The following is a 23,818-nucleotide window of genomic DNA, read 5'->3' on the forward strand; positions in this document are numbered from 1 at the left end:
TGATGGGTTGCGCTTTGCTCCACCCATCCTACCCTTCTCCGCACCAGCCTCACTGGCCCCGGAGCAGCTGTTTCAGTATCATTTGCCGCTTCCCGAACCCGCAGATCCAGAGGCCTCCATGCTGCACCTGCCCGGCGCCCCGGCACTTTCCGCCTTCCGTACCGACAAGCTGCTGGAGCGCGCCCGGGAGGCGGGCATCGCACTGGAGGTCCTGCACACCCGCTACCAGCATTTCGTCGATCTGGAACAGCACCTGGACGCGTCCGAGCAGCGTCGGCTGGAACGGCTGCTGGAGTACGGCCCGCGCGCGCCGGCCGTGCCCGCCGGCGCCCAGTTGTTTCTGGTGGTCCCGCGTCTGGGCACCATCTCGCCCTGGGCCTCCAAGGCCACCGACATCGCCCACAACTGCGGCCTGGACCGGGTTCACCGCATCGAGCGCGGCATCTCTTACCAGGTGCTCACCCCCGGTGACCGGCCGCTGGAGGGTGAGCCGCGCCGGCGCTTCCTGGAACTGATTCACGACCGCATGACCGAGTCGGTGCTGGAGAGCTTCGAAGAGGCCGAGGGCCTGTTCCGCAGCGCCGACCCGCGTTCCTTCGAGCGTGTCGACATCCTCGGCGGCGGCCGGCCCGCGCTGGAGACCGCCAATCGTGAACTCGGCCTGGCCCTGTCGGAAGACGAGATCGACTACCTGGTCGAGAGCTTCAATGCGCTCAACCGCAATCCCAGCGACGTCGAGCTGATGATGTTCGCCCAGGCCAATTCCGAGCATTGCCGGCACAAGATCTTCAACGCCAACTGGGTGATCGACGGCAAGGCGCGCGAGGAATCCCTGTTCGACATGATCCGCGAGACCCACCGGGCCAGCCCCGACGGGGTGCTGTCGGCCTATCACGACAACTCGGCCGTGATCGAGGGCTGGGAAGGGCGGCGGCTGTATCCGGATGCCGACGGCCGCTACAGCGAGCACACCGGGCCGGCGCACATCCTGATGAAGGTCGAGACCCACAATCATCCCACCGCCATCTCGCCCTTTCCGGGGGCGGCGACCGGCGCCGGGGGCGAGATCCGCGACGAGGGCGCGACCGGCCGCGGCGGCAAGCCCAAGGCCGGGCTGTGCGGTTTCTCCGTGTCCAACCTGCGCATTCCCGGCTTCGAACAGCCCTGGGAGACCGATCACGGCCGTCCCGGGCGCATCGTCTCGGCGCTGGACATCATGATCGAGGGGCCGCTGGGCGCGGCGGCCTTCAACAACGAGTTCGGCCGGCCCAACCTGTGCGGCTACTTCCGCAGCTTCGAGGAGAAGGTGCCGGGTCCGGACGGCGAGGAAATCCGCGGTTACCACAAGCCCATCATGCTGGCCGGCGGCTACGGCAACATCCGCCCCGAGCATATCGACAAGCAGGATATCCCGCCCGGCGCCCAGATCATTGTGCTGGGCGGACCGGCCATGCTCATCGGCCTGGGCGGCGGCGCGGCCTCCAGCATGGACAGTGGTGTGAGCGCCGAGGATCTGGACTTCGCCTCGGTGCAGCGCGGCAACCCCGAGATGCAGCGTCGGGCCCAGGAGGTGATCGACCGCTGCTGGGCCATGGGCGCGGACAATCCCATCCTGTCCATCCACGACGTCGGCGCCGGCGGCGTGTCCAATGCCCTGCCGGAACTGGTCAACGACAGCGGCCGCGGCGGGCGATTCGAGCTGCGCAACTTCCCGGTCGACGAACCCGGCATGACGCCCATGCAGATCTGGTGCAACGAGTCGCAGGAGCGTTATGTACTGGCCGTCGCGCCGGAGCACCTGGAGGCCTTCCAGGCCCTGTGCGAGCGCGAACGCTGCCCCTATGCCGTGGTGGGCGAGGCCACCGAGGACCAGGACCTGATCGTCGGCGACGGCGAGTTCGACAATGCTCCCGTGGAGGTGCCGCTGGGGCTGATCCTGGGCAAGCCGCCGCGGATGCTGCGGGACGTGCATCATCGCACCTTCCGCAAGCCCGACTTCGACCCCGTCGGGATCGATCCGCTGGAAGCCGCCCTGCGGGTGCTGCGCCTGCCCACCGTGGCGAGCAAGGCCTTTCTCATCACCATCGGCGATCGCACCGTCACCGGCCTGGTCGCGCGCGACCAGATGGTCGGGCCCTGGCAGGTGCCGGTGGCCGACGCCGCTGTCACCACCACCGATCACTACGCCTTCACCGGCGAGGCCGTGGCCATGGGCGAGCGTACCCCGGTGGCCCTGGTCGATGGCCCGGCCTCCGGGCGCATGGCGGTGGGCGAGGCCATCACCAACCTCGCCGGCGCGGCCATCGGCGAACTGTCGCAGCTGCGCCTGTCGGCCAACTGGATGGCCCCGGCCGGGCACCCGGGTGAGGATGCCAATCTGTTCAACACCGTCGAGGCGGTGGGCCGGGAACTGTGCCCGCGGCTGGGCATCGCCATTCCGGTGGGCAAGGATTCGCTGTCCATGAAGACGGTCTGGGAGCAGGACGGGCAACCACACAGCGTGACCGCGCCGCTGTCACTGATCGTCTCCGCCTTCGCGCCGGTCGAGGATGCGCGCCGCACCCTGACCCCGCAGCTGCGCACCGATCAGGGCGCGACCGAACTCATCCTCATCGACCTGGGCAAGGGCCGCAATCGCCTGGCCGGTTCGGCGCTGGCCCAGGTTTACAAACAGGTCGGCCACCATGCCCCGGACCTGGACGATCCGGACGCGCTCAAGGCCTTCTTCGGCGCGATCCAGACACTGAACCGGGAGGGCCGGCTGCTGGCCTACCACGATCGTTCCGACGGCGGCCTGCTGACCACCCTGTGCGAGATGGCCTTCGCCGGCCGCACCGGTCTGGCCATCGAGTTGGATGCCGTGGGCACCGAGCCGCTGGCAGCATTGTTCAATGAGGAACTGGGCGCCGTGATCCAGGTGCGGCAGGCGGATGCAGCCGCGGTGCGTGAACTGCTGCATCAGCAGGGCTTGGGGCGCTACAGCCATCGCATCGGTACCCTGGAGGCGAATGATCGCCTGGTGGTGCATCACGGCGGCCGTGAACTGCTGAACGCCTCCCGGGTGGAACTGCAGAGGGCCTGGGCCGAGACCAGCTACCGCATCCAGGCGCTGCGCGACAATCCGGAAACGGCCCGGCAGGAATTCGATGCCCTGCTGGATCTCGGCAACCCGGGCCTGCACGCCGAGCTCAGCTTCGATCCGGCCGAGGATGTGGCCGCGCCCTGGATCAACCGGGGCGTGCGTCCGGCCATGGCCATCCTGCGCGAGCAGGGCGTGAACGGCCAGATCGAAATGGCGGCGGCCTTCCATCGCGCCGGCTTCGACTGCGTCGATGTACATATGAGCGATGTCATCGCCGGGCGGGTGTCGCTGGCCGGCTTCGGCGGGCTGGTGGCCTGCGGCGGCTTCTCCTACGGCGACGTGCTCGGCGCCGGCCTGGGCTGGGCCAAGTCGATCCTGTTCAATCCGCGTGCGCGCGACGCGTTCAGCGCCTTCTTCGCGCGCAGCGACAGCTTCGCCCTGGGGGTATGCAACGGCTGCCAGATGCTGGCCGGGCTGAAGGAACTCATCCCCGGCAGCGAGCACTGGCCGCGCTTCGTGCGCAACACCAGTGAGCAGTTCGAGGCCCGGCTGTCGCTGGTCGAGGTGAGCGACTCGCCCTCCATCCTGCTGCGCGGCATGGCCGGTTCGCGCATGCCGGTGGCCGTGGCCCACGGCGAGGGCCGGGCCGAGTTCGATCGTGCCGGCGACCGTGAGCGGCTGCTGGAGCAGGGTGGCATGGCGCTGCGCTATGTGGATCATTACGGCCGCGCCACCGAGACCTATCCCTTCAATCCCAACGGTTCGCCCCATGGCATCACCGGCGTGACCAGCCGCGACGGCCGCGTGACCCTCATGATGCCTCACCCCGAGCGGGTGTTCCGCACCGTGCAGCATTCCTGGCACCCCGATGACTGGGGCGAGGACGCGCCCTGGCTGCGTCTGTTCCGCAACGCCCGGGTGTGGGTGGACTGAAAACACTGTCCTCGTATGTTATTGACTGCCGTAGGATGGGTGAAGGCGCTGTAGCGCCGTAACCCATCAGGTTCCGGTCAATGATGGGTTCCGCTTCGCTTCACCCATCCTGCGTAAGTGAACTTTATCCGCGGCTCGGTGACAAATAACAAAGCAGGCTGTCCGCTATGCCATGGCATCTGCGGACAATGGTCTGAAATATCAATTCTCTGCGTCTCCGCGCCCTCTGCGTTGACCATCACCAGGGCCTGGCGCCTGCGACACCCGAGGGAATACCGCCATGCCCAACCGGATCCTGCCCAGCGACATCACCCCCGAATCTGTCTACCGTGAACGCCGCCGCCTGATGCAGGCCGGGCTGGCCGTGTTCGGCGCCGGCCTGACCGGCACCTGGGCGCGGCTGAGCGAGGCGAAGGTGAGCCTCCCCGACGCGATCACCGGGAGCCGGTTCAGCACCGACGAGGCACTCACGCCCTTCGAGGACGTGACCACCTACAACAACTTCTACGAATTCGGTACCGGCAAGGGCGACCCGGCCGAGAATGCCCACCGGCTGCAGATCGATCCCTGGTCGGTGACGGTGGAGGGCGAGTGCGCCCGACCCGGCACCTACGCCCTGGAGGACATCCTCAAGCCCCATGACCTGGAGGAGCGCATTTACCGGCTGCGCTGCGTGGAGGGCTGGTCCATGGTCATCCCCTGGGTGGGTTTCCCGCTGCGCGATCTGATCAAGCGCCTCGAGCCGGTCAGTAATGCGAAATACATCGAGTTCCAGACCCTGTACGACCCCGAACAGATGCCGGGCCAGCGCCGGCGCATCCTCGACTGGCCCTACGTGGAAGGGCTGCGCATGGACGAAGCCATGCATCCGCTGACGATCCTGGCCGTGGGGCTGTATGGCAAGGTGATGCCGAATCAGAACGGTGCGCCCATCCGTCTGGTGGTGCCCTGGAAATACGGCTTCAAGAGCATCAAGTCCATTGTGAAGATTCGCTTCGTCGAGCAGCAGCCGGTGAGCAGCTGGATGCGGGCCGCGCCGGATGAGTACGGCTTTTATTCCAACGTCAATCCGAACGTGGACCATCCACGCTGGAGTCAGGCCCGGGAGCGACGCATCGGCGAGTTCCTCAAGCGGCCCACGCTGATGTTCAACGGCTACGAGGAGGAGGTCGCGGACCTCTACCGCGGCATGGATCTGAGGAAGCATTTCTGATGCGGCAGGCAGGCATTGAATACCGATCCACCCTGACCTGTCCCGAATGCGGGCATCGGGAAACGCTCACCATGCCCGACAATTACTGCCTGTGGTATCACGAGTGTTCCGGCTGCGCCGCGCTGCTGCGGCCGCGCCCGGGCGACTGCTGCCTGTTCTGCTCCTATGGCACGGTCCCCTGTCCGCCCATCCAGGCCGGCGATGGTTGCTGTAGCGGGGGCTAGTCCCCGGGGCGGTATTCCCGTGTTCTGGCAGCGCGTCATCACGTTTCTGCTCTGCCTGCTGCCGCTGGCCTGGCTGATCCTGCAGGCCGTCACCGACCGTCTCAGCGCCAACCCCATCGAGGACATCACCGCTGCCACCGGCAGCTGGACCCTGCGCCTGCTGCTCATCACCCTCGCCATGACCCCGCTGCGGCGGCTCACCGGCTGGAAGTGGCCGCTGCGGCTGCGGCGCATGCTGGGGCTGTTCGCCTTCTTCTACGCCAGCCTGCATCTCATGACCTATCTCTGGTTCGACCAGTTCTTTCTCTGGTCCGAGATCCTGGCCGACATCCTGGAGCGGCCTTTCATCACGCTTGGCATGACGGCATACGCCCTGCTGCTGCCGCTGGCCCTGACCTCCAATCAGGTCAGCCAGCGTCTGCTGCGCCGCAACTGGAAGCGGCTGCACCGGCTGGTCTATCCCATCGCGCTGCTCGGCGTGGTGCATTACTACTGGCTGGTCAAGGCCGATGTGCGCGAGCCGCTGCTCTACGGCGCCGTCTGGTTGGGACTGATGATGCTGCGGCTGCCCGCATCGACAAACAGAATGAATCGTCAGGGCGAAAATAAATCGCTTTAATTTTCTTCCGTCCGGCCTTAGATAGCATCGCAAATTCCCCGCCGTTGCGGGGCGCCGAAACCGAGGGCAATGCGATGCAGAATCTGGATCTCGAGGACATCTTCAATCAGCTCGACAGCGAGGAAGGCGGGCTGGACAGCCAGGCCGGGGCCGGCGGCGGCCGCGGCGTGGACCTGAAGCGGCGCCGCCGCATCGAGGACATGCAGGAGGAGCGCCGCCTGCGGCAGATGCTGGAAGATCCCTGGGGCTGAGGCTGTCCTCCTCAGCCCGGTGTCGGGAAATTTTCGATGGCCGTGTCCAGCAGGGGCTGACGTGCGGTGCCCTCGCGCCAGAGGGCGTACCAGGACCGTTCCAGTACCGGGGCGTCGGCGACCACATGCAGCCGCCCGGCGCAACGCGGATCCGTCTCCAGCCACTGGCGCGGCAGGTAGGCCGCGCCGGGCCGGCGCAGCAGCAGGTCGCGCGCCAGCAGCCCCTGGCCCAGGTGTACCGCCGGCGCCGGCAGATCGGGGAAGTGGTGGGCATGGCTCAGCGCAAAGGCCGTGCCCCAGTCAACCAGGATGTAGTTCTCTGCCATCGCTTCGGCAGCGCTCAGGTCGGTTCCGGTCGCGACCAGTACCAGTTCCATCACGCCCAACGACCGTACCGTGAACTCCGATACCTGCGGCGGATCATAGACGCAGGCGATATCCAGTGCGCCGTTCAGCAGCCGGTGGACGAGTTCATCCCCGGCGCCGGCCTCGCCCCGCAGGGCGATGTCGGGCAGCGCCTGCTGCAGACGCACCAGCCAGTTCTCCAGCGCCGTCGGCCACAGGTCGGCCAGCCCGCCGATGGCCAGTGCGTCACGGAAGGCTTCACCCAGCCCGGTTTCCTGCCGGGCACGCTCCCACTGGTTGATGATGGCGGCGGCGTGCTGCTTCAGCCGGCGTCCCGCCGGGGTGAGCTGAATGTCATTGCGCTTGCGGGTGAACAGCTCCACGCCCAGTAGTTCCTCCAGCTGGCGGATGCGGGCGCTGACCGCCGACTGGGTGATGTACAGCCGCTCCGATGCGCGGCCGAAGTGGCGCACCCGTTCGACTTCCAGAAAGGTCTTGAGCAGGTCGATGTCCATCGACAGGGATCATCACAGATCGGTGGAGGGGCGGCAAGGTTCGGCGATACAAACGCCCTCTGCATTAACAGCGCAAAGGCATCGAACATCACGCCAGCAAGGTAGGATGGGTGGAGCGAAGCGTAACCCATCATTGTACGAGACGCCCCTGATGGGTTACGGCGCCGCAGCGCCTTCACCCATCCTACGGCAGCCGCGAAACGATGGTTCTGGCTTGTTCGCGCCTGTGCGTTACCAGCGCAACAGCAAGGTAGGATGGGTGAAGCGAAGCGTAACCCATCATTGGCCGATACCCGATGGGTTACGGCGCTGTGGCGCCTCCACCCATCCTACGGCAGCCACTATTTGATCCGTGTTTATCCGCGTTCATCCGTGGCTCAAAGGCCACCCGGGCATGAAGCCCCTCACGCCAGCCGCTTGTACTTGATGCGGTGCGGCTGATCGGCCTCGTCGCCGAGGCGGCGCTTGCGGTCCTCTTCGTAGTCGGCGTAGTTGCCCTCGAACCATTCCACGTGGCTGTCGCCCTCGAATGCGAGGATGTGGGTGGCGATGCGGTCGAGGAACCAGCGATCGTGCGAGGTGACCAGTACGCAGCCGGGGAAGGCCAGCAGCGCCTCTTCCAGCGCGCGCAGGGTCTCCACGTCCAGGTCGTTGGTGGGCTCGTCGAGCATCAGCACGTTGCCGCCGCTCTTGAGCAGCTTGGCCAGGTGCACGCGGTTGCGTTCGCCGCCGGACAGATCGCCGACGCGTTTCTGCTGTTCGGAGCCGGCGAAGTTGAAGCGGCCGACATAGGCGCGCGAAGGGGTCTCGTACCGGCCGACCTTGATGATGTCCTGACCGTCCGAGATTTCCTCCCACACCGATTTGTTGCCGTCCAGCGCGTCGCGTGACTGGTCAACATAGGCCAGGTGCACGGTGTCGCCGACGCGGATCTCGCCGCCGTCGGGCTGTTCGGCGCCGGTGAGCATGCGGAACAGGGTGGTCTTGCCGGCGCCGTTGGGGCCGATGATGCCGACGATCGCGCCCGGCGGGACCTTGAAGTTCAGGTCATCGATCAGCAGCCGGTCGCCGAAGGACTTCTTCACCCCGTTGGCCTCGATGACCAGGTCGCCCAGACGCTCGCCCGGCGGGATGTAGATCTCCTGGGTCTCGTTGCGGCTCTGGAATTCCTGCGACTGCAGTTCGTCGAAGCGCTGCAGGCGGGCCTTGCTCTTGGCGTGCCGGCCCTTGGGGTTGGAACGCACCCACTCCAGCTCGGATTTGATGGCGCGCTGGCGCGAGGCCTGTTCCTTCTTCTCCTGCTCCAGGCGCTTTTCCTTGTTCTCCAGCCAGGCCGAGTAGTTGCCCTCGAAGGGAATGCCGTGGCCTCGGTCCAGTTCCAGGATCCAGCCGGCGACGTTGTCGAGGAAGTAGCGGTCGTGGGTCACGGCCACCACGGTGCCGGAAAACTCGGCCAGGAAACGCTCCAGCCAGGCCACCGACTCGGCGTCCAGGTGGTTGGTGGGCTCGTCCAGCAGCAGCATGTCCGGGTTGGACAGCAGCAGCTTGCACAGGGCCACCCGGCGGCGCTCGCCGCCGGAGAGTCTGGTGACATCGGCCTCCCAGGGCGGCAGGCGCAGGGCCTCGGCGGCGACCTCCAGCTTGTGCTCCAGGTTGTGACCGCCGGCAGCCTGCAGGATGTTCTCCAGCCGCGCCTGTTCGGCGGCCAGGGCATCGAAGTCGGCGTCCGGCTCGGCATAGGCGGCATACACCGCTTCCAGCTTGGTCTGGGCCTCGGCGACCTCGCCCAGGCCGTCCTCGACATTGCCGCGCACGTCCTTGGCCGGGTCCAGTTGGGGTTCCTGCGGCAGGTAGCCGATGTTGATGCCGGGCTGGGCGCGGGCCTCGCCCTCGATCTCGGTGTCCACGCCGGCCATGATGCGCAGCAGGGTGGATTTGCCGGAGCCGTTCAGGCCCAGCACGCCGATCTTGGCGCCGGGGAAGAAGGACAGGCTGATATCCTTGAGGATCCAGCGCTTGGGCGGGACGACCTTGCCCACGCGGTTCATGGTGTAGACGTATTGGGCCATGATGAGTGCTTCGATCTGGTGGCTGGAAAGCCGCTTATTATAGGGGCTTGGTGTGGGGCTCTGAAAGAGGGTGGAAATGAAGCTGCTGTGCGATGCAATGCTCAAGGGTCTGGCGCGCTGGCTGCGTGCGGCCGGCTATGACACCGAACTGCCGCGCCCGGACGAAAGCGACCGCGACATCATCGAGCGAGCCCGGCATGAGGGCCGTTGGCTGGTTACGCGGGATCGCAAACTGCTCGAATTCCGTCATGCCGACGAGACAGTGAGACATCTGCAGGCCAATTCCCTTGATGACTGTGTGGTAGAATTGTCAGCCCGGCTGTCTATCGATTGGCAGTACCGCCCCTTCAGCCGCTGTCTGCTCTGCAACCGGCCGCTGGAGCCGGTCCCGGAGGCCCGGCGCGAGGCGGTGCCGGTCGATGTTCGCGACCAGGCCCTGTGGCAGTGCCCGGCCTGCGGCCGGCTCTACTGGGAAGGCAGCCATGTCCGCAGGATGCGTCACCGGCTGGAGGATTTTACCCGCAAAATCAGGGGGTGAGACGGTCGCCCGGAGCGGAAACCGACGCCGAATCCTGTTATCATGGGCGGCAGTCCCTAATCCCCGGCAAAGCCACATTCAGCGTGGCTGTGTATCTGTCCAGCAAGGCGCCGGACTGCCGCTGTAGCATTTCTACAGCAAGGGACGGCAACGCAGCCTGGACAGATACACAGCCGCGCCCGTCGGGAGCCTCGCATGGCCTGCCCTGCAGCGTTGCATCCGCTTGGCATAGATGGCTATGCCGGCGCGAATACGCCTTGCATCCCAGGCCATGCGAGGCTCTGAAAGCGGCTTTGCCGGGGATTAGGGACTGAGTACCCGCCCGCCCGGCATCTCGACCGGGCCGAACAACCGCACGCGCGGGCCCCGATTTTCAGCAACTCAGAGGTAAGCGATGTTTGACAAAGACATGAAGATAGCCGGTTACGACGACGAGCTCTGGAATGCCATCCAGGCCGAGGAGACGCGCCAGGAAGAGCACATCGAACTGATCGCTTCGGAGAACTACACCAGCCCCCGCGTGATGCAGGCCCAGGGCTCGGTACTGACCAACAAGTACGCCGAAGGCTATCCCGGCAAGCGCTACTACGGCGGTTGCGAACATGTTGACATCGCCGAGCAGCTGGCCATCGATCGCGCCAAGGCGCTGTTCGGTGCCGATTACGCCAACGTGCAGCCGCACTCCGGCTCCCAGGCCAATGCCGCAGTGTATCTGGCCCTGCTGCAGCCGGGCGATACCATCCTCGGTATGAGCCTGGCCGACGGCGGCCACCTGACCCACGGTGCCAAGGTCAACTTCTCGGGCAAGATCTTCAACGCTGTCCAGTACGGCCTGAACCCCGAGACCGGCGAGATCGACTATGACGAGATCCGCCGGCTGGCCCAGGAGCACAAGCCGAAGATGATCGTCGGCGGCTTTTCCGCCTATTCACGGGTCATGGACTGGAACATCTTCCGCGAGATCGCCGATTCCGTGGGCGCTTATCTGTTTGTGGACATGGCGCACGTGGCCGGTCTGGTCGCCGCGGGCATCTATCCCAACCCGGTGCCGGTGGCCGATGTCGTCACCACCACCACCCACAAGACCCTGCGCGGCCCGCGCGGCGGCCTGATTCTGGCGAAATCCAATCCGGACCTGGAGAAGAAGTTCAACTCCATGGTCTTTCCCGGCACCCAGGGCGGTCCACTGATGCACGTCATCGCCGGCAAGGCAGTGGCCTTCAAGGAGGCCCTGGAGCCGGCCTTCAAGGACTACCAGCAGCAGGTGGTGAACAATGCCCGCGCCATGGCCGAGACCCTGATCGAGCGCGGTTACAAAATCGTCTCCGGCGGCACCGATGACCACCTGTTCCTGGTCGACCTGATCGACAAAGGCATCACCGGCAAGGCCGCCGACGCCGCCCTGGGCAATGCCAACATCACGGTCAACAAGAACGCCGTGCCCAACGACCCGCAGTCGCCGTTCGTCACCAGCGGCATCCGCATCGGCACCCCGGCCATGACCACCCGCGGCTTCAAGGAAAAGGAAGCCAAGGAACTGGCCGGCTGGATCTGCGACATCCTCGATGATGTCGAGAACGAGGCGGCGCAGTCTGAGGTGCGCGCCAAGGTGCTGGAACTGTGCAAGCGGTTTCCGGTATATAAACAATAGATTCAAGATGCAGGATGCAAGAGGCAAGTCGCTTGCTCATGCTTGCATCCTGCATCTTGCGACTTGTGCCTGACGAACATGCACTGCCCTTTCTGCGGAGCCATTGAAACCAAGGTCATCGACTCGCGCCTGGCCAACGAGGGCGCGCAGGTGCGGCGTCGGCGCGAGTGCCTGAGCTGCGGCGAACGCTTCACCACCTTCGAGCAGGCGGTGCTGGTGATGCCGCGCATCGTCAAGCGCGATGGCACCCGTGAGCCGTTCAATGAGGACAAGCTGCGCGCCGGCATCCTGCGGGCACTGGAAAAACGGCCGGTGGCCACCGAGCAGGTGGAGGCGGCCATCGAGCGCATCCAGAAGCACATCAGTGCCTCCGGTGAGCGTGAGCTGGACGCGCGCCAGGTCGGCGAGTGGATCATGCTGGAGCTGCGCGCCCTGGACCAGGTCGCCTATGTGCGCTTTGCCTCGGTGTATCGCAGCTTCCAGGACGTCAAGGCCTTCCGCGAGGAGATCGACCGACTGGAGAACGAACCCTCGCCGGAGGAGAAGCGCGACCAGATCCCCTTGCTGCCGGATGAGAAGTAGGGTTGTGACGTACTCAGCGCAGGTGGCGGACGCCGACGACATCCGTTACATGAGCCGCGCCCTGCAGCTGGCGCGCCGGGGGCTGTATACCACTGATCCCAATCCCCGCGTCGGCTGTGTGTTGGTGAAGGACGGCGAAATCGTCGGCGAAGGCTGGCATGAACGTGCCGGCCAGCCCCATGCCGAGGTGCATGCCCTGCGGGCGGCCGGCGCGCGCGCCCGGGGAGCGACGGCCTATGTCACGCTGGAGCCCTGCAGTCATCACGGCCGCACGCCGCCCTGCAGCGAGGCGCTGATCGGGGCCGGTGTCGACCGGGTGGTGGCGGCGATGCAGGACCCGAACCCGCAGGTGGCGGGCGAGGGCCTGGCCCGGCTCGAGGCCGCCGGCATTGTCACCGAATCCGGGGTGCTGGCGAGTGAAAGCGCCGCGCTCAATCCGGGGTTCATTCAGCGCATGCGCAACGGCCGGCCCTGGGTACGCTGCAAGCTGGCCATGAGCCTGGACGGGCGCACAGCGCTGGCCTCGGGCGAGAGTCAGTGGATCACCGGGCCGGCGGCCCGGGCCGATGTGCACCGGCTGCGCGCGCGCAGTTCGGCCATCCTCACGGGCAGCGGTACCGTGCTGGCGGACGACCCCTCGCTCACGGCACGACCGGATGGGATGGATGACTCCGAACTGCTGCAGCCGCTGCGGGTGGTACTGGACACGCGGCTCACCCTGGCGCCCACGGCGAAGCTGCTCAGTCAGCCTGGTCAGACTCTGGTGCTGACCGCCAGCGACGATGCCGCACGGCGCCAGGCGCTGGAGGCCGCCGGCGCCGAGGTGGCGGTGCTGCCGGTGCGCGATGATCGACTGGATCTGCCCGCCGCGTTGAGGCTGCTCGGTGAGCGTGAGCTCAATGAGGTCATGGTCGAGGCCGGTCCGACCCTGGCCGGGGCGATGCTGCAGGCCGGGCTGGTGGATGAGCTGATAATCTATATGGCCCCGCAACTGCTGGGCGATGCAGCCCGGGGACTGTTTCATCTGCCGGGTCTGGCCACCATGGCGGACCGCGTGGCACTGACGATCGAGGATATCCGCGCGGTGGGACCGGACTGGCGCATTCGCGCCCGGTTGAAGTGATTTGGGAATGGCCACGGACTACACGGAAAGCACGGACGAATCAAAATTCTTGAGACCTTGCAAATGCCTGGAAGGTTGCCCGTCATCCCGGCGAATGCCGGGATCCAGGAACCACAGCGGATAATGGATTCCCGCCTTCGCGGGAATGACGGTTTAGCCATGTAGGTCGGGTTTGCGCAGCGTAACCCGACATATACGGCGGCAACGTCGGGTTACGCCCATTCGGGCTAACCCGACCTACGATGCCATGAAATTTTGGTTTGTCCGTGCTTTCCGTGTAGTCCGTGGCCATTTGAGAATTTGAAGAGAGAACCGACCCATGTTCACAGGCATCATCCAGGCCATCGGCGAGATTGCCGCGCTGCAGCCGGGCGGCGAGGATACCCGTGTTCGCGTCCGCACCGGTAAGCTGGCGCTCGATGACGTCTCACCCGGCGACAGTATTGCCGTCAACGGCGTGTGCCTGACGGTGGTGGAACTGCCCGGCGACGGTTTCTGGGCCGATGTTTCCGGCGAGACCCTGGCGCGTACCGGCTTTCGCGACCTTACGGTCGGGAGCCGGGTGAACCTGGAACAGGCCCTGACCCCGACCACTCGGCTGGGCGGTCACCTGGTCAGCGGCCACGTGGACGGCGTCGGTACGGTGCTCGAGCGCCGCTCCGAGGGCCGTTCGGAGCGTTTTCGCATACAGGCGCCCGCGGGTCTGGCAAAATATATCGCCGAAAAGGGCTCGATCTGCGTCGACGGAGTGAGTCTCACGGTCAATGCGGTCGAGGGCGCGGCCTTCGATCTCAACATCGTGCCGCACACCCTGCAGGAGACCACCATCGGCGGGTACCGCAGCGGTACCCGGGTGAACCTGGAGGTGGACATCATCGCCCGCTATCTGGAGCGGCTGTTGCTGGGCGAGCGGGCGGCCGAGCCGGGCAGCGGGATCAGCGCTGCCTTTCTGGCCGAGCATGGATTTATCAAATGACTTTTTCCGTCATTGCCGCGCTGAGCATCGCAATGACAGGTAAGGACTGAATGCAGGTGGACACCACAACCAATATGTCCCTGAACACCACACAGGAACTCATCGACGATCTCAGGCAGGGCCGGATGATCATCCTGATGGATGACGAGGACCGCGAGAACGAGGGCGACCTGCTGATGCTGGCCGACCGGGTGCGTCCGGAGGATATCAATTTCATGGCCAGATACGGCCGCGGCCTGATCTGCCTGACCCTGACCCGCGAACGCTGCGAGCAGCTGGCGCTGCCTCTGATGGTGCGCGACAACACTGCCCAGCACGGCACCGCCTTCACCCTGTCCATCGAGGCCGCCGAGGGCGTGACCACCGGCATCTCCGCCCACGACCGCGCCCGTACCGTGCAGGCGGCGGTGGCGCCGGAGGCGAAACCCGCCGACATCGTCCAGCCGGGGCATGTCTTCCCCCTCATGGCCCAGCCGGGCGGTGTGCTGACCCGCGCCGGCCATACCGAGGCCGGCTGCGACCTGGCCCGGCTGGCCGGGGCCGAACCGGCCGCCGTGATTGTCGAGATCCTCAACGAGGACGGCAGTATGGCGCGGCGGCCGGATCTGGAGAAGTTCGCCGCCGAGCATGACCTGAAGATGGGCACTATCGCCGATCTCATTCACTACCGGATCGAGAACGAGACGACGGTGGAGCGCGCGGCCGAATGCATGCTGCCGACCGAATTCGGCGAGTTCCGGCTGATCGCCTACGAAGACTGCATCGACGGCGATACGCACCTGGCACTGGTCTGCGGCGAACCGGACTACAATCAGCCGGTACTGGTGCGGGTACACGTCCAGGGTGCCCTGTGCGACCTGCTGAGTGCGACCACTTCCGACTGCGGCTGGCCGCTGCGCCGGGCACTGCAGCGGGTGGCCGACGAGGGCAGCGGCGTGGTGGTCGTGTTGGGCAAACCGGACGACCCGCAGGCGCTGATCCACCGCATCCGCGCCTATGCCGAGGGCGGCCTGGGTGAGCCGCGCCGCCAGCGCGAGGAGTTGCGCACCTACGGCATCGGCGCCCAGATCCTGGCTGACCTGGGCGTGACCCGCATGCGGGTGCTCAGCGCGCCCAAGAAGATGCATGGCATTGCCGGCTTCGGCCTGGACGTGGTCGAATACGTGGAGCCGGATTGAATTGTTCCGTCATTGCCACGCTTCGCTCGCAATGACGAATGTATAACCGAAGGATAAGTGGAACATGACCGACATCACCGAAATCGAAGGCGGCCTGACCGTCAAGGACGCGCGCATCGCCCTGCTGGTGGCGCGCTTCAACAGCTTCATCGTCGACAGCCTGCTCGCGGGTGCCGTCGACTGCCTGGTGCGCCACGGCGCCGAGCGGCGCGATCTGAAGATCGTGCGGGTGCCCGGCGCCTTCGAGATGCCGCTGGTGGCAAAGCGCCTGGCGGCGAGCAAACAGTATGACGCCATCATCGCTCTGGGGGCGGTCATCCGCGGCGGCACCCCGCATTTCGAATACGTCGCCGGCGAGTGCACCAAGGGGCTGGCCCAGGTGGGTCTGGAACACGATATTCCGCTGGCCTTCGGCGTGCTGACGGTGGACACCATCGAGCAGGCCATCGAGCGCGCCGGCACCAAGGCCGGCAACAAGGGCGTGGAGGCGGCCATGTCGGCCATCGAGATGATCAACCTGCTGCGCAATCTGGAGACCTGAGATGGCCGCACGCCCGGCGACCGGCAGGTCTCATCCCAACGCCGCCCGCAGCCGGGCCCGGCGGCTGGCCATGCAGGCCCTGTATCAATGGCAGTTCACGGCCATGGATGCCCATGACATCCTGGCCCAGTTCGAACAGGACGAGGCCGAGTTGCGCAATGCCGACCGTGGCTACTTCCGCGAGCTGGTCGAACGCGTCATCGCCCGGGCCACGGAACTGGACGCCTGCTATGCGCCGGCCCTGAATCGCCCGCTTGAGGAGGTCAATCCGGTCGAGCGCGCCATCCTGCGTATTGCCACCTATGAACTCATGCATCGCATCGACATCCCCTACAAGGTGGTGATCAACGAGGCCGTCGCCCTGACGCGCAAGTTCGGCGCCGAGCAGGGCCATTCCTTCGTCAACGGTGTGCTCGATCAGGTCGCGCGGCAGCTGCGCGGGGTCGAGCATCCCCGGGGTGAATCCGGGGGCGGCCTGCCGGGGACGGGCGGCGGCGCCTGAGACCGCCATGCCGATCGGCGAATTCGATCTCATCGCACAGTATTTCGCCGGGCTGACCCCGGACCGCGACGACATCCGACTGGGTATCGGCGACGATGCCGCGGTGGTCAGTGTCCCGCCCGGGCAGGAACTGGTCATCGCGGTCGATACCCTGGTCGCCGGCGTGCACTTCCCTGCCGGCACCGATCCCCGGGCCATCGGCCACAAGGCACTGGCGGTCAACCTCAGCGATCTGGCCGCCATGGGTGCCGAGCCGGCCTGGGCGCTGCTGGCCCTGACCCTGCCCGAGGCCGATGAGGCCTGGCTCGCGGCCTTCGCCGCGGGCTTCGGCCGACTGGCGCGTGACTCGGAAATCGCATTGATCGGCGGTGACACCACCCGCGGCCCGCTGAGCGTGACGGTGACGGTGCATGGTCGGGTGCCGGAAGGCCAGGCGCTGACGCGCAGCGGTGCCAGGCCCGGCGATGCGATCTATATCAGTGGCGGCCTCGGCGCGGCCGCGGCCGCGCTCGCATCGTCCGACAGCCCGGCAGACTCTGAGGCAAGGCAGGCATGCCGGGCCCGGCTGGATTATCCGGAACCGCGACTCGCTCTGGGGCAGGCACTGTGCGGACTGGCCAGCGCGGCCATCGACATCTCCGATGGCCTGTTGGCCGATCTCGGCCACCTGTGCCGGTCCAGCAGTGCGGGTGCCGAAATCGACGTGGATGCCGTGCCCCGACATCCGGCGCTGACGCAACTGGTGACGGGCGATGACGTGGCCTGGTACGACTGGCCCCTGGCCGGCGGCGATGACTACGAACTCTGTTTCACTGTGTCCGGGGAAAAGGAGCCAAAAATCAACATGTTGACGGAGACTCTGGGCATCGCCCTGACCCGGATTGGCCGGATCACCGCGGGAGAAGGTCTGGTGCTGCAGCATGCCGATGGCGGCGGCTATCAGGCGCATGGAAAAGGCTATCAGCATTTTGCGCCGCAATCGTAGGATGGGTGAAGCGCAGCGCAACCCATCGTGGTACGACCTGTTGATGGGTTGCGGCACACGGTGCCTCCACCCATCCTACTGCGTGTCTGCCACAGGGGCGCGCCCGGCATGTCGCTGATGAGAAAGAAATGAAACAACCCACCCTCCACTGGTTGAAGGACCCCCGCCATCTGCTGGCGCTGGGCTTCGGCAGCGGCCTGGCGCCGGTTGCCCCCGGCACCTTCGGGACCCTGGCCGGTGCCATTCTCTACCCGCTCATCGCCGGGCTGGGGCTGCCTCTCTATCTGCTGGTTGTGATACTGGCCTTTCTGCTCGGGGTCTGGGTCTGCGGATATACCGCCCGGGCGCTCGGAGTGCATGACCATTCCGCCATCGTCTGGGACGAGGTGGTGGGGCTGTGGATCACCCTGGCCGCCGTGGCGCCGAGCTGGCCGGCCCTGCTTATCGGCTTCGTCCTGTTCCGCCTGTTCGACATCCTCAAACCCTGGCCGATCCGCTGGCTCGACCGGCATGTGCAGGGCGGGCTGGGCATCATGATCGACGATGTGCTGGCAGGTGTGTTCGCCGGCCTCTGCCTGTGGCTTGCGGCCGCCGTCGGCTGGCTGCCGGCCTCAGGAAATGCCGTCGGCCTGCCGATACTGTAGTGATATTGCCCGACGGGAGGCCCCATGGGCGGGCGGGCAGGGCAAAGGACAGTCGTTCATGGCAAAGGCGGAAGCAGATCAGGTCGTGGATCTCAAGCTCGGCGTCGGCGATGTGCTGCAGGTGCAGTTCGTCAGCCAGGAGCAGCGCAAGTACGCTGCCAAGGTAATCGGCTACCTGCCCAATGCCAGTCTGGTGATCACCACCCCGCGCATCGACGGCAAGGTGATGCTGGTGCGCGAGGGCCAGCCGCTGGTGGTGCGCATGCTCTCCGGCAACACCTGCTACGGTTTCAACAGCCGCATCATCCACAACAGCATGCGCCCCTATCCGCATCTGCACCTGGCCTACCCGGATGAACTGGAGCGCATTGTGGTGCGCAAGGCCGTGCGGGTACAGACGCAGCTGCCGGTTATAGTCTCCCATCCTTCACCCGAGGACCCCACCCAGAGCCTGGACAGCCGGGGTACGATTCTGGACATCAGCACGGCCGGCGCCTTTGTGGCCAGCGATAGTCCGCTGGGCGGAGCCGGCGACCTGATCAGCATGACCGCCCGCGTACCCATCGCCGGTACCGAGAAATATCTGAAGATGCCTGCGATTATCCGCTCCGCGAAAGCCGCGGAGACGGCAGAAGGCTCAGGGCGTTATCAGTACGGAGTCGAATTCCAGCTTATCGAGCATATGGATACCATCCTGCTGCATGGCTACGTGTTCGAGCAGATGCAGAATCAGGACATGCAGTGATTGCGAAGATCCATGCCCGCAACGGGCATGCTGAGGTTAAGAGGCTGGGATTCAGGGCAGCTGATGCTTCGCTGCCGGTCACCGGGTGGTTCAGGCCTGTTCGCTTTCCTCGTCCTTGATGATCATGGCGTAGGCCGAGTGGTTGTGGATGGACTCGAAGTTCTCCGATTCCACTACGTAGGAGCTGACGCGCTCGTCGGCGTTGAGGCGGGCGGCGACGTCGCGCACCATGTCCTCGACGAACTTCGGGTTGTCGTAGGCGCGTTCGGTGACGGCCTTCTCGTCCGGGCGCTTGAGCAGGCCGTAGAGTTCGCACGAGGCTTCCTGCTCGACCAGTTCGATCAGTTCCTCGATCCAGATGAAGCCGGTGGTGCGGACGCTGACGGTGACGTGCGAGCGCTGGTTGTGCGCGCCGTAGTCGGAGATCTTCTTGGAGCAGGGGCACAGGCTGGTCACCGGCACCACCACCTTGATGTTCATCTGCGGCTGGCCGTCATGGATCTCGCCGATGAAGCTGACGTCATAGTCCATCAGGCTCTGCACGCCGGACACCGGCGCGGCCTTCATGACGAAGTAGGGGAAATTCATCTCGATGTGGCCCGACTCGGCGTCAAGCAGCTCGGTCATCTCGCCCAGCATGTCCTTGAAGGATTTGACCGTGATCTCCTTCTCGTGGCGGTTGAGGATGTCCACGAAACGCGACATGTGCGTGCCCTTGAAGTTGTGAGGCAGGCTGACGTACATGTTGAAGTTGGCGATGGTGTGCTGCTCGCCGTCGGAGCGGTCACGCACCCGCACCGGATGCCGGATATCCTTGATGCCGACCTTGTCGATGGCGATATGCCGGGTGTCCGGGGAACTCTGGACATCCTCGATCTCTTTGCTGACCTTGGCGGAGGCGGGTTTCATCTGGCTCATCGTTTCACTGGTCCTCTGTATATCGCACACAGGCACGGTCGGTCTCCCACAGCGTGACCGAACGGATGCGTATCCTGTCGTTGTTCAGTTCCGCGGCCAGCTCCCGGTAGAAGTAGGCAGCGATGTTCTCCGCTGTCGGGTTGACCTCGGTAAAGGGCTCTATCTCGTTCAGGTAGCGGTGATCCAGGCGCTCGCCGATACGGCGGGCGGCATTCTTGATCACCTTGAAGTCAACGCCCATGCCGACCTCGTCCAGGGCACTGGCGTCGACCTCGGTTTCGACCTTCCAGTTATGACCATGCATGCGCGCGCAGGCGCCGGGATATTCCCGCAGCGTATGCGCCGAGGCGAATTCGGTCAGAACCTTGAGTGTATAACGGGCTGGCACGGGATGAGATACCTGAATCAGTGTGGAAATTGCCGGGCTCGAGCCCTCAGCAGACTAAGCGATCCGCACGGCCTGCGCAATTTTCATCAGCCTGCCAACGGTTTATTGCCTCCAGGATACCGGCGGCGTCGAGCCCGCACTCGGCCAGCAACTCCTCGCGGGTGCCGTGCTCGACGAAGCGGTCGGGCAGGCCCAGTTGGAGCAGCGGCCGCTGCACGCCGTTTGCCTGCAGGCATTCCAGCACCGCCGCACCGGCCCCGCCGGCGACGGCGTTCTCCTCCAGGGTCACCAGCCGCTCGTGCCTGGAAGCGACTTCGCGCAGCAGGGCTTCATCCAGCGGTTTGACGAAGCGCATGTTGATCACGGTGGCGTCAAGCTGTTCAGCGACCTCCAGTGCCGGCGCCAGCAGGCTGCCGAAGGCGAGCAGGGCGATGCGGCCGCCCTCGCGACGGGACTCGGCGCGGCCGATGGGCAGGGTGTCCAGATCCGGCTCCACGGCCAGGCCGGGGCCGCGCCCGCGCGGGTAGCGCACCGCGGCCGGTCCGGCGTGACGGTGGGCGGTGCTGAGCATGCGCCGGCATTCGGCCTCGTCGGCCGGGGTCATCACCACCAGATTGGGGATGCAGCGCAGGTAGCTCAGATCGAAGGCGCCGGCATGGGTGGGGCCGTCGGGGCCGACCAGCCCGGCGCGATCGATGGCGAAGGTTACCGGCAGGTTCTGCAGGGCGATGTCGTGGATGGTCTGGTCATAGGCCCGCTGCAGGAAGGTGGAATAGATGGCCACCACCGGGTGCAGGCCGTCGCAGGCCATGCCGCCGGCGAGCGTGACGGCATGCTGCTCGGCAATGCCGACGTCGAAATAGCGCTGCGGGAAGCGCTCGGAGAATTCCACCAGCCCGGAGCCCTCGCGCATGGCCGGGGTGATGGCGACCAGTTCGGGATCGGCCGCGGCCATGTCGCACAGCCAGTCGCCGAACACCTGGGTGTAGGTGGGGGCGCCGGGCTTGCCGCCGCCGGCGTCGGTGCCGGTGTGCGGATCGAACTTGCCCACGCCGTGATAGGCGCAGGGATTGTCCTCGGCCGGACTGTAGCCCTTGCCCTTGCGGGTGACGATGTGCAGCAGCTGCGGCCCTTTCAGGGCACGGACATTGTGCAGCGTCTTGACCAGGCCGGTGACGTCATGGCCGTCGACCGGGCCGATGTAGTTGAAGCCCATCTCCTCGAACAGGGTGCCGGGCACCACCATGCCCTTCATGTGTTCCTCGGCGCGCCGGGCCAACTCGGCCACGGGCGGCAGGTTGCGCAGCACCTTCTTGCCGCCCTCGCGCATGCTGGAGTACATGCGCCCCGACAACAGGCGGGCGAAGTAGTTGGACAATGCGCCCACGTTGGGCGAGATGGACATGTCGTTGTCGTTGAGGATAACCAGCAGGTTGGCGCCCAGGTCGCCGGCGTGGTTGAGCGCCTCGAAGGCCTGACCGGCGGTCATGGCGCCATCGCCGATGATGGCGACCACGCGCCGGTCCGAACCGCTGTGGGCGGCGGCAATGGCCATGCCGGTGGCCGCGCTGATGGAGGTGCTGGAGTGACCGACGCCGAAACTGTCGTAGGGGCTTTCGTCGCGCTTGGGAAAGCCGGCCAGGCCGTGGCGCTGGCGCAGACTGGCCATGCGCTCGCGCCGGCCGGTGAGGATCTTGTGCGGGTAGCTCTGGTGGCCCACGTCCCATACCAGCCGGTCGTCCGGGGTGTTGTAGACATAGTGCAGGGCCAGCGTCAGTTCCACCGTCCCCAGCCCCGCGGCCAGATGCCCGCCGGTTTTGCTCACCGAGGCGATCAGGAAGCGGCGCAGCTCGTCGGCCAGCGGCGCCAGCTCGGACTCCGGCAGCTGGCGCAGGTCGGCCGGGGAGTCGATACGCTCGAGCAGGGGATAGGGCTTGGAGTAGGGCATCAGGCAGCTACCAATATAAACGTTGCATTATCCGGGCTCCGCCGGGGTGATTCAAGAATACCGCGGGTGGGGGAGATCAGTGGCTGCGGCGCAGCAGGTGGTCGGCCAGGCCGTGCAGCGGCGCAGCCCCGGGGCCGAACCCGTCCAGCGCCTCCCGGGCCTCGTCGATCAACTCCCGGGCCCGCTGCTTGGCCTCGGCCAGGCCCAGCAGGGCGGGGTAGGTGGGTTTGTTGCGGTCCTGGTCGCTGCCGGCGGTCTTGCCCAGCACGGCGGTATCGCCCTCGACGTCGAGCACGTCGTCCTGGATCTGGAAGGCCAGCCCCAGGCACTTGGCATAGCGGTCCAGCGCCTGCAGCTGCGGCTCCGGGCAGTCCGGGCGGCTGAGCGCGCCCAGCAGCACGCTGACCCGGATCAGGGCCCCGGTCTTGTGGATGTGCATGTCCTCCAGTTCCAGCAGGGAAAGCTCCCGGCCCACCGCGGCCAGATCGATGGACTGGCCGCCCACCATGCCGCGCGAACCGGCGGCCAGCGCCAGCTGCTCGATCATGCGCAGGCGGGCGGCGGCATCGGCCGCCATATCAGGGTCGTGGGCCAGGGTGTGGAAGGCCAGCGCCTGCAGCGCGTCCCCGGCCAGGATGGCCTCGGCCTCGCCATAGACCTTGTGGCAGGTGGGATTGCCGCGGCGCAGGTCGTCATCGTCCATGGCCGGCAGGTCGTCGTGGACCAGGGAATAGGCATGAATGAATTCCACCGCACAGGCCGGGGCGTCGAGCGCCCCGGGGGCGGCGCCTACCGCCTGACCGGCGGCATAGACCAGCACCGGGCGGATGCGCTTGCCGCCATTGAGAGTGGCGTAGCGCATCGCCCGATGCAGGGATTGCGGGTGGATGTCTTCGCCGGGCAGGCGCGCGGCCAGTGCGGCCTCGATGCGCCGCTGGCAGTCCGCCAGGAACCCCGGAAAGCCGCCGTCAGTCGTCTTCACGTTCCAGCGGGACGGGCTCGCCGTCCTTGTCCAGGAGCTGTTCGACCTTCTGTTCGGCCTCGGAAAGCGCCTGTTGGCAGGTGCGGATCAGCTCGATGCCGCGCTCGAACGAGGCCAGCGAGGCCTCCAGGGACAGGTCGCCCTGTTCCATCTTCTCGACCAGGCCTTCCAACTCGGCCAGGGTCTTCTCGAAATCGGGTTGTGCCTTTTTGCGTGCCACGGCGGTGCGGGTGTCCTAGTCTGGGAGCCGGCTACGGTAGCGTGACGGGGCGGGGCGGTCAATGCGGGCCTGCCGTGTGCGCCGAACTCAATTGTCAGCCTTTTTTACTTGGACGTCTGTTGCTCGAGACGCTCGGCCAGCCAGACCTTGATGATGGATTGGCGTGTCACGCCCAGCCGACTGGCCTCCCTGTCCAGGGATTCGATCATCCAGTCCGGGAAATCCACATTCACCCGACGCTGCTTCTGCTGCGGGCGGCGCGCCTTGCTCTGGTCCAGCGCCGCCGTCACGTCCTTGCCGTTATCAAAATCCGCATCAAACTTCTTAGCTTTCATACAAGGCCACCTCTTCAGGCCGCGAACGACGTACGGAAATTATCCGGATGTGCTTGCTGCGGTAGGTGATGACCGCAGACCAGTGTTTACCCTGCAGTCGGGCTATATATGACCAGGGATCTCGGTTCGTCCTCCGTGCGCGCCGGAATTTCGAGCAGGTCGGGATCACGCCAGAGTTCCTGGGCCTGGATAAAATCGATCCCGTGTTTCTCCTGGTTGGCCCGACTTTTCCGCTCATCGAACTCAAATGCCAACATGGTATATAAAATATACCTTTATGGTGTGTATTTCAAGCGCATCACGGGGGCAGG

24 protein-coding genes and 1 pseudogene are annotated in these 23,818 nt (G+C 65.8%); 16 read left to right on the forward strand and 9 right to left on the reverse strand.

Annotated elements, in window-relative coordinates; genetic code table 11:
• The first annotated feature begins 118 nt into the window (after positions 1-118).
• The 5 genes from purL to CFK21_RS05780 all read left to right on the forward strand — a co-directional run bounded on the left by purL (position 119) and on the right by CFK21_RS05780 (position 6,322).
• Positions 119-4,015 carry a phosphoribosylformylglycinamidine synthase gene (gene purL / locus CFK21_RS05760; protein WP_096365626.1) on the forward strand — a complete coding sequence of 1,299 codons (3,897 nt, stop codon included), beginning with the start codon at positions 119-121 and terminating at the stop codon, positions 4,013-4,015.
• A 280-nt stretch (positions 4,016-4,295) separates the two neighbouring features.
• Positions 4,296-5,228, forward strand: coding sequence for a protein-methionine-sulfoxide reductase catalytic subunit MsrP (gene msrP / locus CFK21_RS05765; protein WP_096365628.1), 933 nt, complete (start codon positions 4,296-4,298; stop codon positions 5,226-5,228).
• On the forward strand, positions 5,228-5,452 hold the full coding sequence (locus CFK21_RS15510) for a GDCCVxC domain-containing (seleno)protein (protein ID WP_096367512.1): 225 nt from the start codon (positions 5,228-5,230) through the stop codon (positions 5,450-5,452). The genes msrP and CFK21_RS15510 overlap by 1 nt, the downstream gene beginning before the upstream one ends.
• Positions 5,430-6,071, forward strand: a complete 642-nt coding sequence (locus tag CFK21_RS05775; RefSeq protein WP_096365630.1) for a sulfite oxidase heme-binding subunit YedZ — start codon at positions 5,430-5,432, stop codon at positions 6,069-6,071. The genes CFK21_RS15510 and CFK21_RS05775 overlap by 23 nt, the downstream gene beginning before the upstream one ends.
• Positions 6,072-6,145: 74 nt before the next feature.
• The gene (locus CFK21_RS05780; RefSeq protein WP_157745404.1) at positions 6,146-6,322 is read left to right on the forward strand and encodes a PA3496 family putative envelope integrity protein; all 177 of its coding nucleotides are present in this window, start codon (positions 6,146-6,148) and stop codon (positions 6,320-6,322) included.
• An 11-nt stretch (positions 6,323-6,333) separates the two neighbouring features.
• Here the strand turns inward: CFK21_RS05780 and CFK21_RS05785 are convergent, their stop codons facing one another.
• A complete protein-coding gene (locus CFK21_RS05785) occupies positions 6,334-7,182 on the reverse strand; it encodes a LysR family transcriptional regulator (protein ID WP_096365634.1) in 849 nt (282 codons plus the stop codon).
• 404 nt (positions 7,183-7,586) lie between these two features.
• Entirely contained in the window at positions 7,587-9,251 is a 1,665-nt protein-coding gene (gene ettA / locus CFK21_RS05790; RefSeq protein ID WP_096365636.1) for an energy-dependent translational throttle protein EttA, read from the reverse strand.
• Positions 9,252-9,327: 76 nt separating this feature from the next.
• Between ettA and CFK21_RS05795 the strand changes: the two genes are divergently transcribed.
• The 11 genes from CFK21_RS05795 (at position 9,328) to CFK21_RS05845 (ending at position 18,716) form a co-directional block, all read left to right on the forward strand.
• Positions 9,328-9,789: a DUF5615 family PIN-like protein gene (locus CFK21_RS05795; RefSeq protein ID WP_096365638.1), complete on the forward strand. Its 462-nt coding sequence runs from the start codon at positions 9,328-9,330 to the stop codon at positions 9,787-9,789.
• Positions 9,790-10,183: 394 nt separating this feature from the next.
• Positions 10,184-11,440: a serine hydroxymethyltransferase gene (gene glyA / locus CFK21_RS05800; protein WP_096365640.1), complete on the forward strand. Its 1,257-nt coding sequence runs from the start codon at positions 10,184-10,186 to the stop codon at positions 11,438-11,440.
• Between the two features lie 78 nt (positions 11,441-11,518).
• A complete protein-coding gene (gene nrdR, locus CFK21_RS05805; RefSeq protein WP_096365642.1) occupies positions 11,519-12,022 on the forward strand; it encodes a transcriptional regulator NrdR in 504 nt (167 codons plus the stop codon).
• A 49-nt stretch (positions 12,023-12,071) separates the two neighbouring features.
• Positions 12,072-13,145 carry a bifunctional diaminohydroxyphosphoribosylaminopyrimidine deaminase/5-amino-6-(5-phosphoribosylamino)uracil reductase RibD gene (gene ribD / locus CFK21_RS05810; protein WP_096367513.1) on the forward strand — a complete coding sequence of 358 codons (1,074 nt, stop codon included), beginning with the start codon at positions 12,072-12,074 and terminating at the stop codon, positions 13,143-13,145.
• A gap of 319 nt (positions 13,146-13,464) precedes the next feature.
• Entirely contained in the window at positions 13,465-14,121 is a 657-nt protein-coding gene (locus CFK21_RS05815; protein WP_096365644.1) for a riboflavin synthase, read from the forward strand.
• A gap of 74 nt (positions 14,122-14,195) precedes the next feature.
• Positions 14,196-15,299: a bifunctional 3,4-dihydroxy-2-butanone-4-phosphate synthase/GTP cyclohydrolase II gene (gene ribBA / locus CFK21_RS05820; RefSeq protein ID WP_096367514.1), complete on the forward strand. Its 1,104-nt coding sequence runs from the start codon at positions 14,196-14,198 to the stop codon at positions 15,297-15,299.
• Positions 15,300-15,363: 64 nt separating this feature from the next.
• Complete coding sequence (gene ribH, locus CFK21_RS05825) at positions 15,364-15,840, forward strand: 6,7-dimethyl-8-ribityllumazine synthase (RefSeq protein ID WP_096365646.1); 477 nt, start codon at positions 15,364-15,366, stop codon at positions 15,838-15,840.
• A 1-nt stretch (position 15,841) separates the two neighbouring features.
• On the forward strand, positions 15,842-16,342 hold the full coding sequence (gene nusB / locus CFK21_RS05830; RefSeq protein ID WP_096365648.1) for a transcription antitermination factor NusB: 501 nt from the start codon (positions 15,842-15,844) through the stop codon (positions 16,340-16,342).
• 7 nt (positions 16,343-16,349) lie between these two features.
• Complete coding sequence (gene thiL, locus CFK21_RS05835; protein WP_096365650.1) at positions 16,350-17,327, forward strand: thiamine-phosphate kinase; 978 nt, start codon at positions 16,350-16,352, stop codon at positions 17,325-17,327.
• A 128-nt stretch (positions 17,328-17,455) separates the two neighbouring features.
• Positions 17,456-17,971, forward strand: coding sequence for a phosphatidylglycerophosphatase A family protein (locus CFK21_RS05840; protein WP_096365652.1), 516 nt, complete (start codon positions 17,456-17,458; stop codon positions 17,969-17,971).
• Positions 17,972-18,029: 58 nt separating this feature from the next.
• Positions 18,030-18,716: a flagellar brake protein gene (locus CFK21_RS05845; protein WP_172844260.1), complete on the forward strand. Its 687-nt coding sequence runs from the start codon at positions 18,030-18,032 to the stop codon at positions 18,714-18,716.
• A gap of 90 nt (positions 18,717-18,806) precedes the next feature.
• Here the strand turns inward: CFK21_RS05845 and folE2 are convergent, their stop codons facing one another.
• The 7 genes and pseudogenes from folE2 to CFK21_RS05880 form a co-directional block, all read right to left on the reverse strand.
• Positions 18,807-19,625 (reverse strand): GTP cyclohydrolase FolE2, encoded by an 819-nt coding sequence (gene folE2 / locus CFK21_RS05850; protein ID WP_096367515.1) that lies wholly within the window; start codon positions 19,623-19,625, stop codon positions 18,807-18,809.
• Between the two features lie 13 nt (positions 19,626-19,638).
• Positions 19,639-20,022, reverse strand: a complete 384-nt coding sequence (queD, locus tag CFK21_RS05855) for a 6-carboxytetrahydropterin synthase QueD (RefSeq protein ID WP_096365656.1) — start codon at positions 20,020-20,022, stop codon at positions 19,639-19,641.
• Positions 20,023-20,068: 46 nt separating this feature from the next.
• The gene (gene dxs / locus CFK21_RS05860; RefSeq protein WP_096365658.1) at positions 20,069-21,970 is read right to left on the reverse strand and encodes a 1-deoxy-D-xylulose-5-phosphate synthase; all 1,902 of its coding nucleotides are present in this window, start codon (positions 21,968-21,970) and stop codon (positions 20,069-20,071) included.
• A gap of 76 nt (positions 21,971-22,046) precedes the next feature.
• Positions 22,047-22,952, reverse strand: coding sequence for a (2E,6E)-farnesyl diphosphate synthase (gene ispA / locus CFK21_RS05865; RefSeq protein ID WP_096365660.1), 906 nt, complete (start codon positions 22,950-22,952; stop codon positions 22,047-22,049).
• Complete coding sequence (locus CFK21_RS05870; protein WP_096365662.1) at positions 22,939-23,172, reverse strand: exodeoxyribonuclease VII small subunit; 234 nt, start codon at positions 23,170-23,172, stop codon at positions 22,939-22,941. The genes ispA and CFK21_RS05870 overlap by 14 nt, the downstream gene beginning before the upstream one ends.
• Positions 23,173-23,276: 104 nt before the next feature.
• Positions 23,277-23,507 carry a type II toxin-antitoxin system BrnA family antitoxin gene (gene brnA / locus CFK21_RS05875; RefSeq protein ID WP_096365664.1) on the reverse strand — a complete coding sequence of 77 codons (231 nt, stop codon included), beginning with the start codon at positions 23,505-23,507 and terminating at the stop codon, positions 23,277-23,279.
• A pseudogene (locus CFK21_RS05880) lies at positions 23,497-23,764 on the reverse strand (BrnT family toxin). The gene brnA and the pseudogene CFK21_RS05880 overlap by 11 nt, the downstream one beginning before the upstream one ends.
• Positions 23,765-23,818 lie beyond the last annotated feature (54 nt).

Origin of the sequence: Thiohalobacter thiocyanaticus, assembly GCF_002356355.1 — a bacterium.
In the GTDB taxonomy this organism is placed as follows: domain Bacteria; phylum Pseudomonadota; class Gammaproteobacteria; order Thiohalobacterales; family Thiohalobacteraceae; genus Thiohalobacter; species Thiohalobacter thiocyanaticus_A.

Coding starts and splice junctions, on each gene's coding strand:
- purL (WP_096365626.1), top strand. CDS start 119: ATGCTGCACCTGCCCGGCGCCCCGGCACTTTCCGCCTTCCGTACCGAC.
- msrP (WP_096365628.1), top strand. CDS start 4,296: ATGCCCAACCGGATCCTGCCCAGCGACATCACCCCCGAATCTGTCTAC.
- CFK21_RS15510 (WP_096367512.1), top strand. CDS start 5,228: ATGCGGCAGGCAGGCATTGAATACCGATCCACCCTGACCTGTCCCGAA.
- CFK21_RS05775 (WP_096365630.1), top strand. CDS start 5,430: ATGGTTGCTGTAGCGGGGGCTAGTCCCCGGGGCGGTATTCCCGTGTTC.
- CFK21_RS05780 (WP_157745404.1), top strand. CDS start 6,146: ATGCAGAATCTGGATCTCGAGGACATCTTCAATCAGCTCGACAGCGAG.
- CFK21_RS05785 (WP_096365634.1), bottom strand. CDS start 7,182: ATGGACATCGACCTGCTCAAGACCTTTCTGGAAGTCGAACGGGTGCGC.
- ettA (WP_096365636.1), bottom strand. CDS start 9,251: ATGGCCCAATACGTCTACACCATGAACCGCGTGGGCAAGGTCGTCCCG.
- CFK21_RS05795 (WP_096365638.1), top strand. CDS start 9,328: ATGAAGCTGCTGTGCGATGCAATGCTCAAGGGTCTGGCGCGCTGGCTG.
- glyA (WP_096365640.1), top strand. CDS start 10,184: ATGTTTGACAAAGACATGAAGATAGCCGGTTACGACGACGAGCTCTGG.
- nrdR (WP_096365642.1), top strand. CDS start 11,519: ATGCACTGCCCTTTCTGCGGAGCCATTGAAACCAAGGTCATCGACTCG.
- ribD (WP_096367513.1), top strand. CDS start 12,072: ATGAGCCGCGCCCTGCAGCTGGCGCGCCGGGGGCTGTATACCACTGAT.
- CFK21_RS05815 (WP_096365644.1), top strand. CDS start 13,465: ATGTTCACAGGCATCATCCAGGCCATCGGCGAGATTGCCGCGCTGCAG.
- ribBA (WP_096367514.1), top strand. CDS start 14,196: ATGTCCCTGAACACCACACAGGAACTCATCGACGATCTCAGGCAGGGC.
- ribH (WP_096365646.1), top strand. CDS start 15,364: ATGACCGACATCACCGAAATCGAAGGCGGCCTGACCGTCAAGGACGCG.
- nusB (WP_096365648.1), top strand. CDS start 15,842: ATGGCCGCACGCCCGGCGACCGGCAGGTCTCATCCCAACGCCGCCCGC.
- thiL (WP_096365650.1), top strand. CDS start 16,350: ATGCCGATCGGCGAATTCGATCTCATCGCACAGTATTTCGCCGGGCTG.
- CFK21_RS05840 (WP_096365652.1), top strand. CDS start 17,456: ATGAAACAACCCACCCTCCACTGGTTGAAGGACCCCCGCCATCTGCTG.
- CFK21_RS05845 (WP_172844260.1), top strand. CDS start 18,030: ATGGCAAAGGCGGAAGCAGATCAGGTCGTGGATCTCAAGCTCGGCGTC.
- folE2 (WP_096367515.1), bottom strand. CDS start 19,625: ATGAAACCCGCCTCCGCCAAGGTCAGCAAAGAGATCGAGGATGTCCAG.
- dxs (WP_096365658.1), bottom strand. CDS start 21,970: ATGCCCTACTCCAAGCCCTATCCCCTGCTCGAGCGTATCGACTCCCCG.
- brnA (WP_096365664.1), bottom strand. CDS start 23,507: ATGAAAGCTAAGAAGTTTGATGCGGATTTTGATAACGGCAAGGACGTG.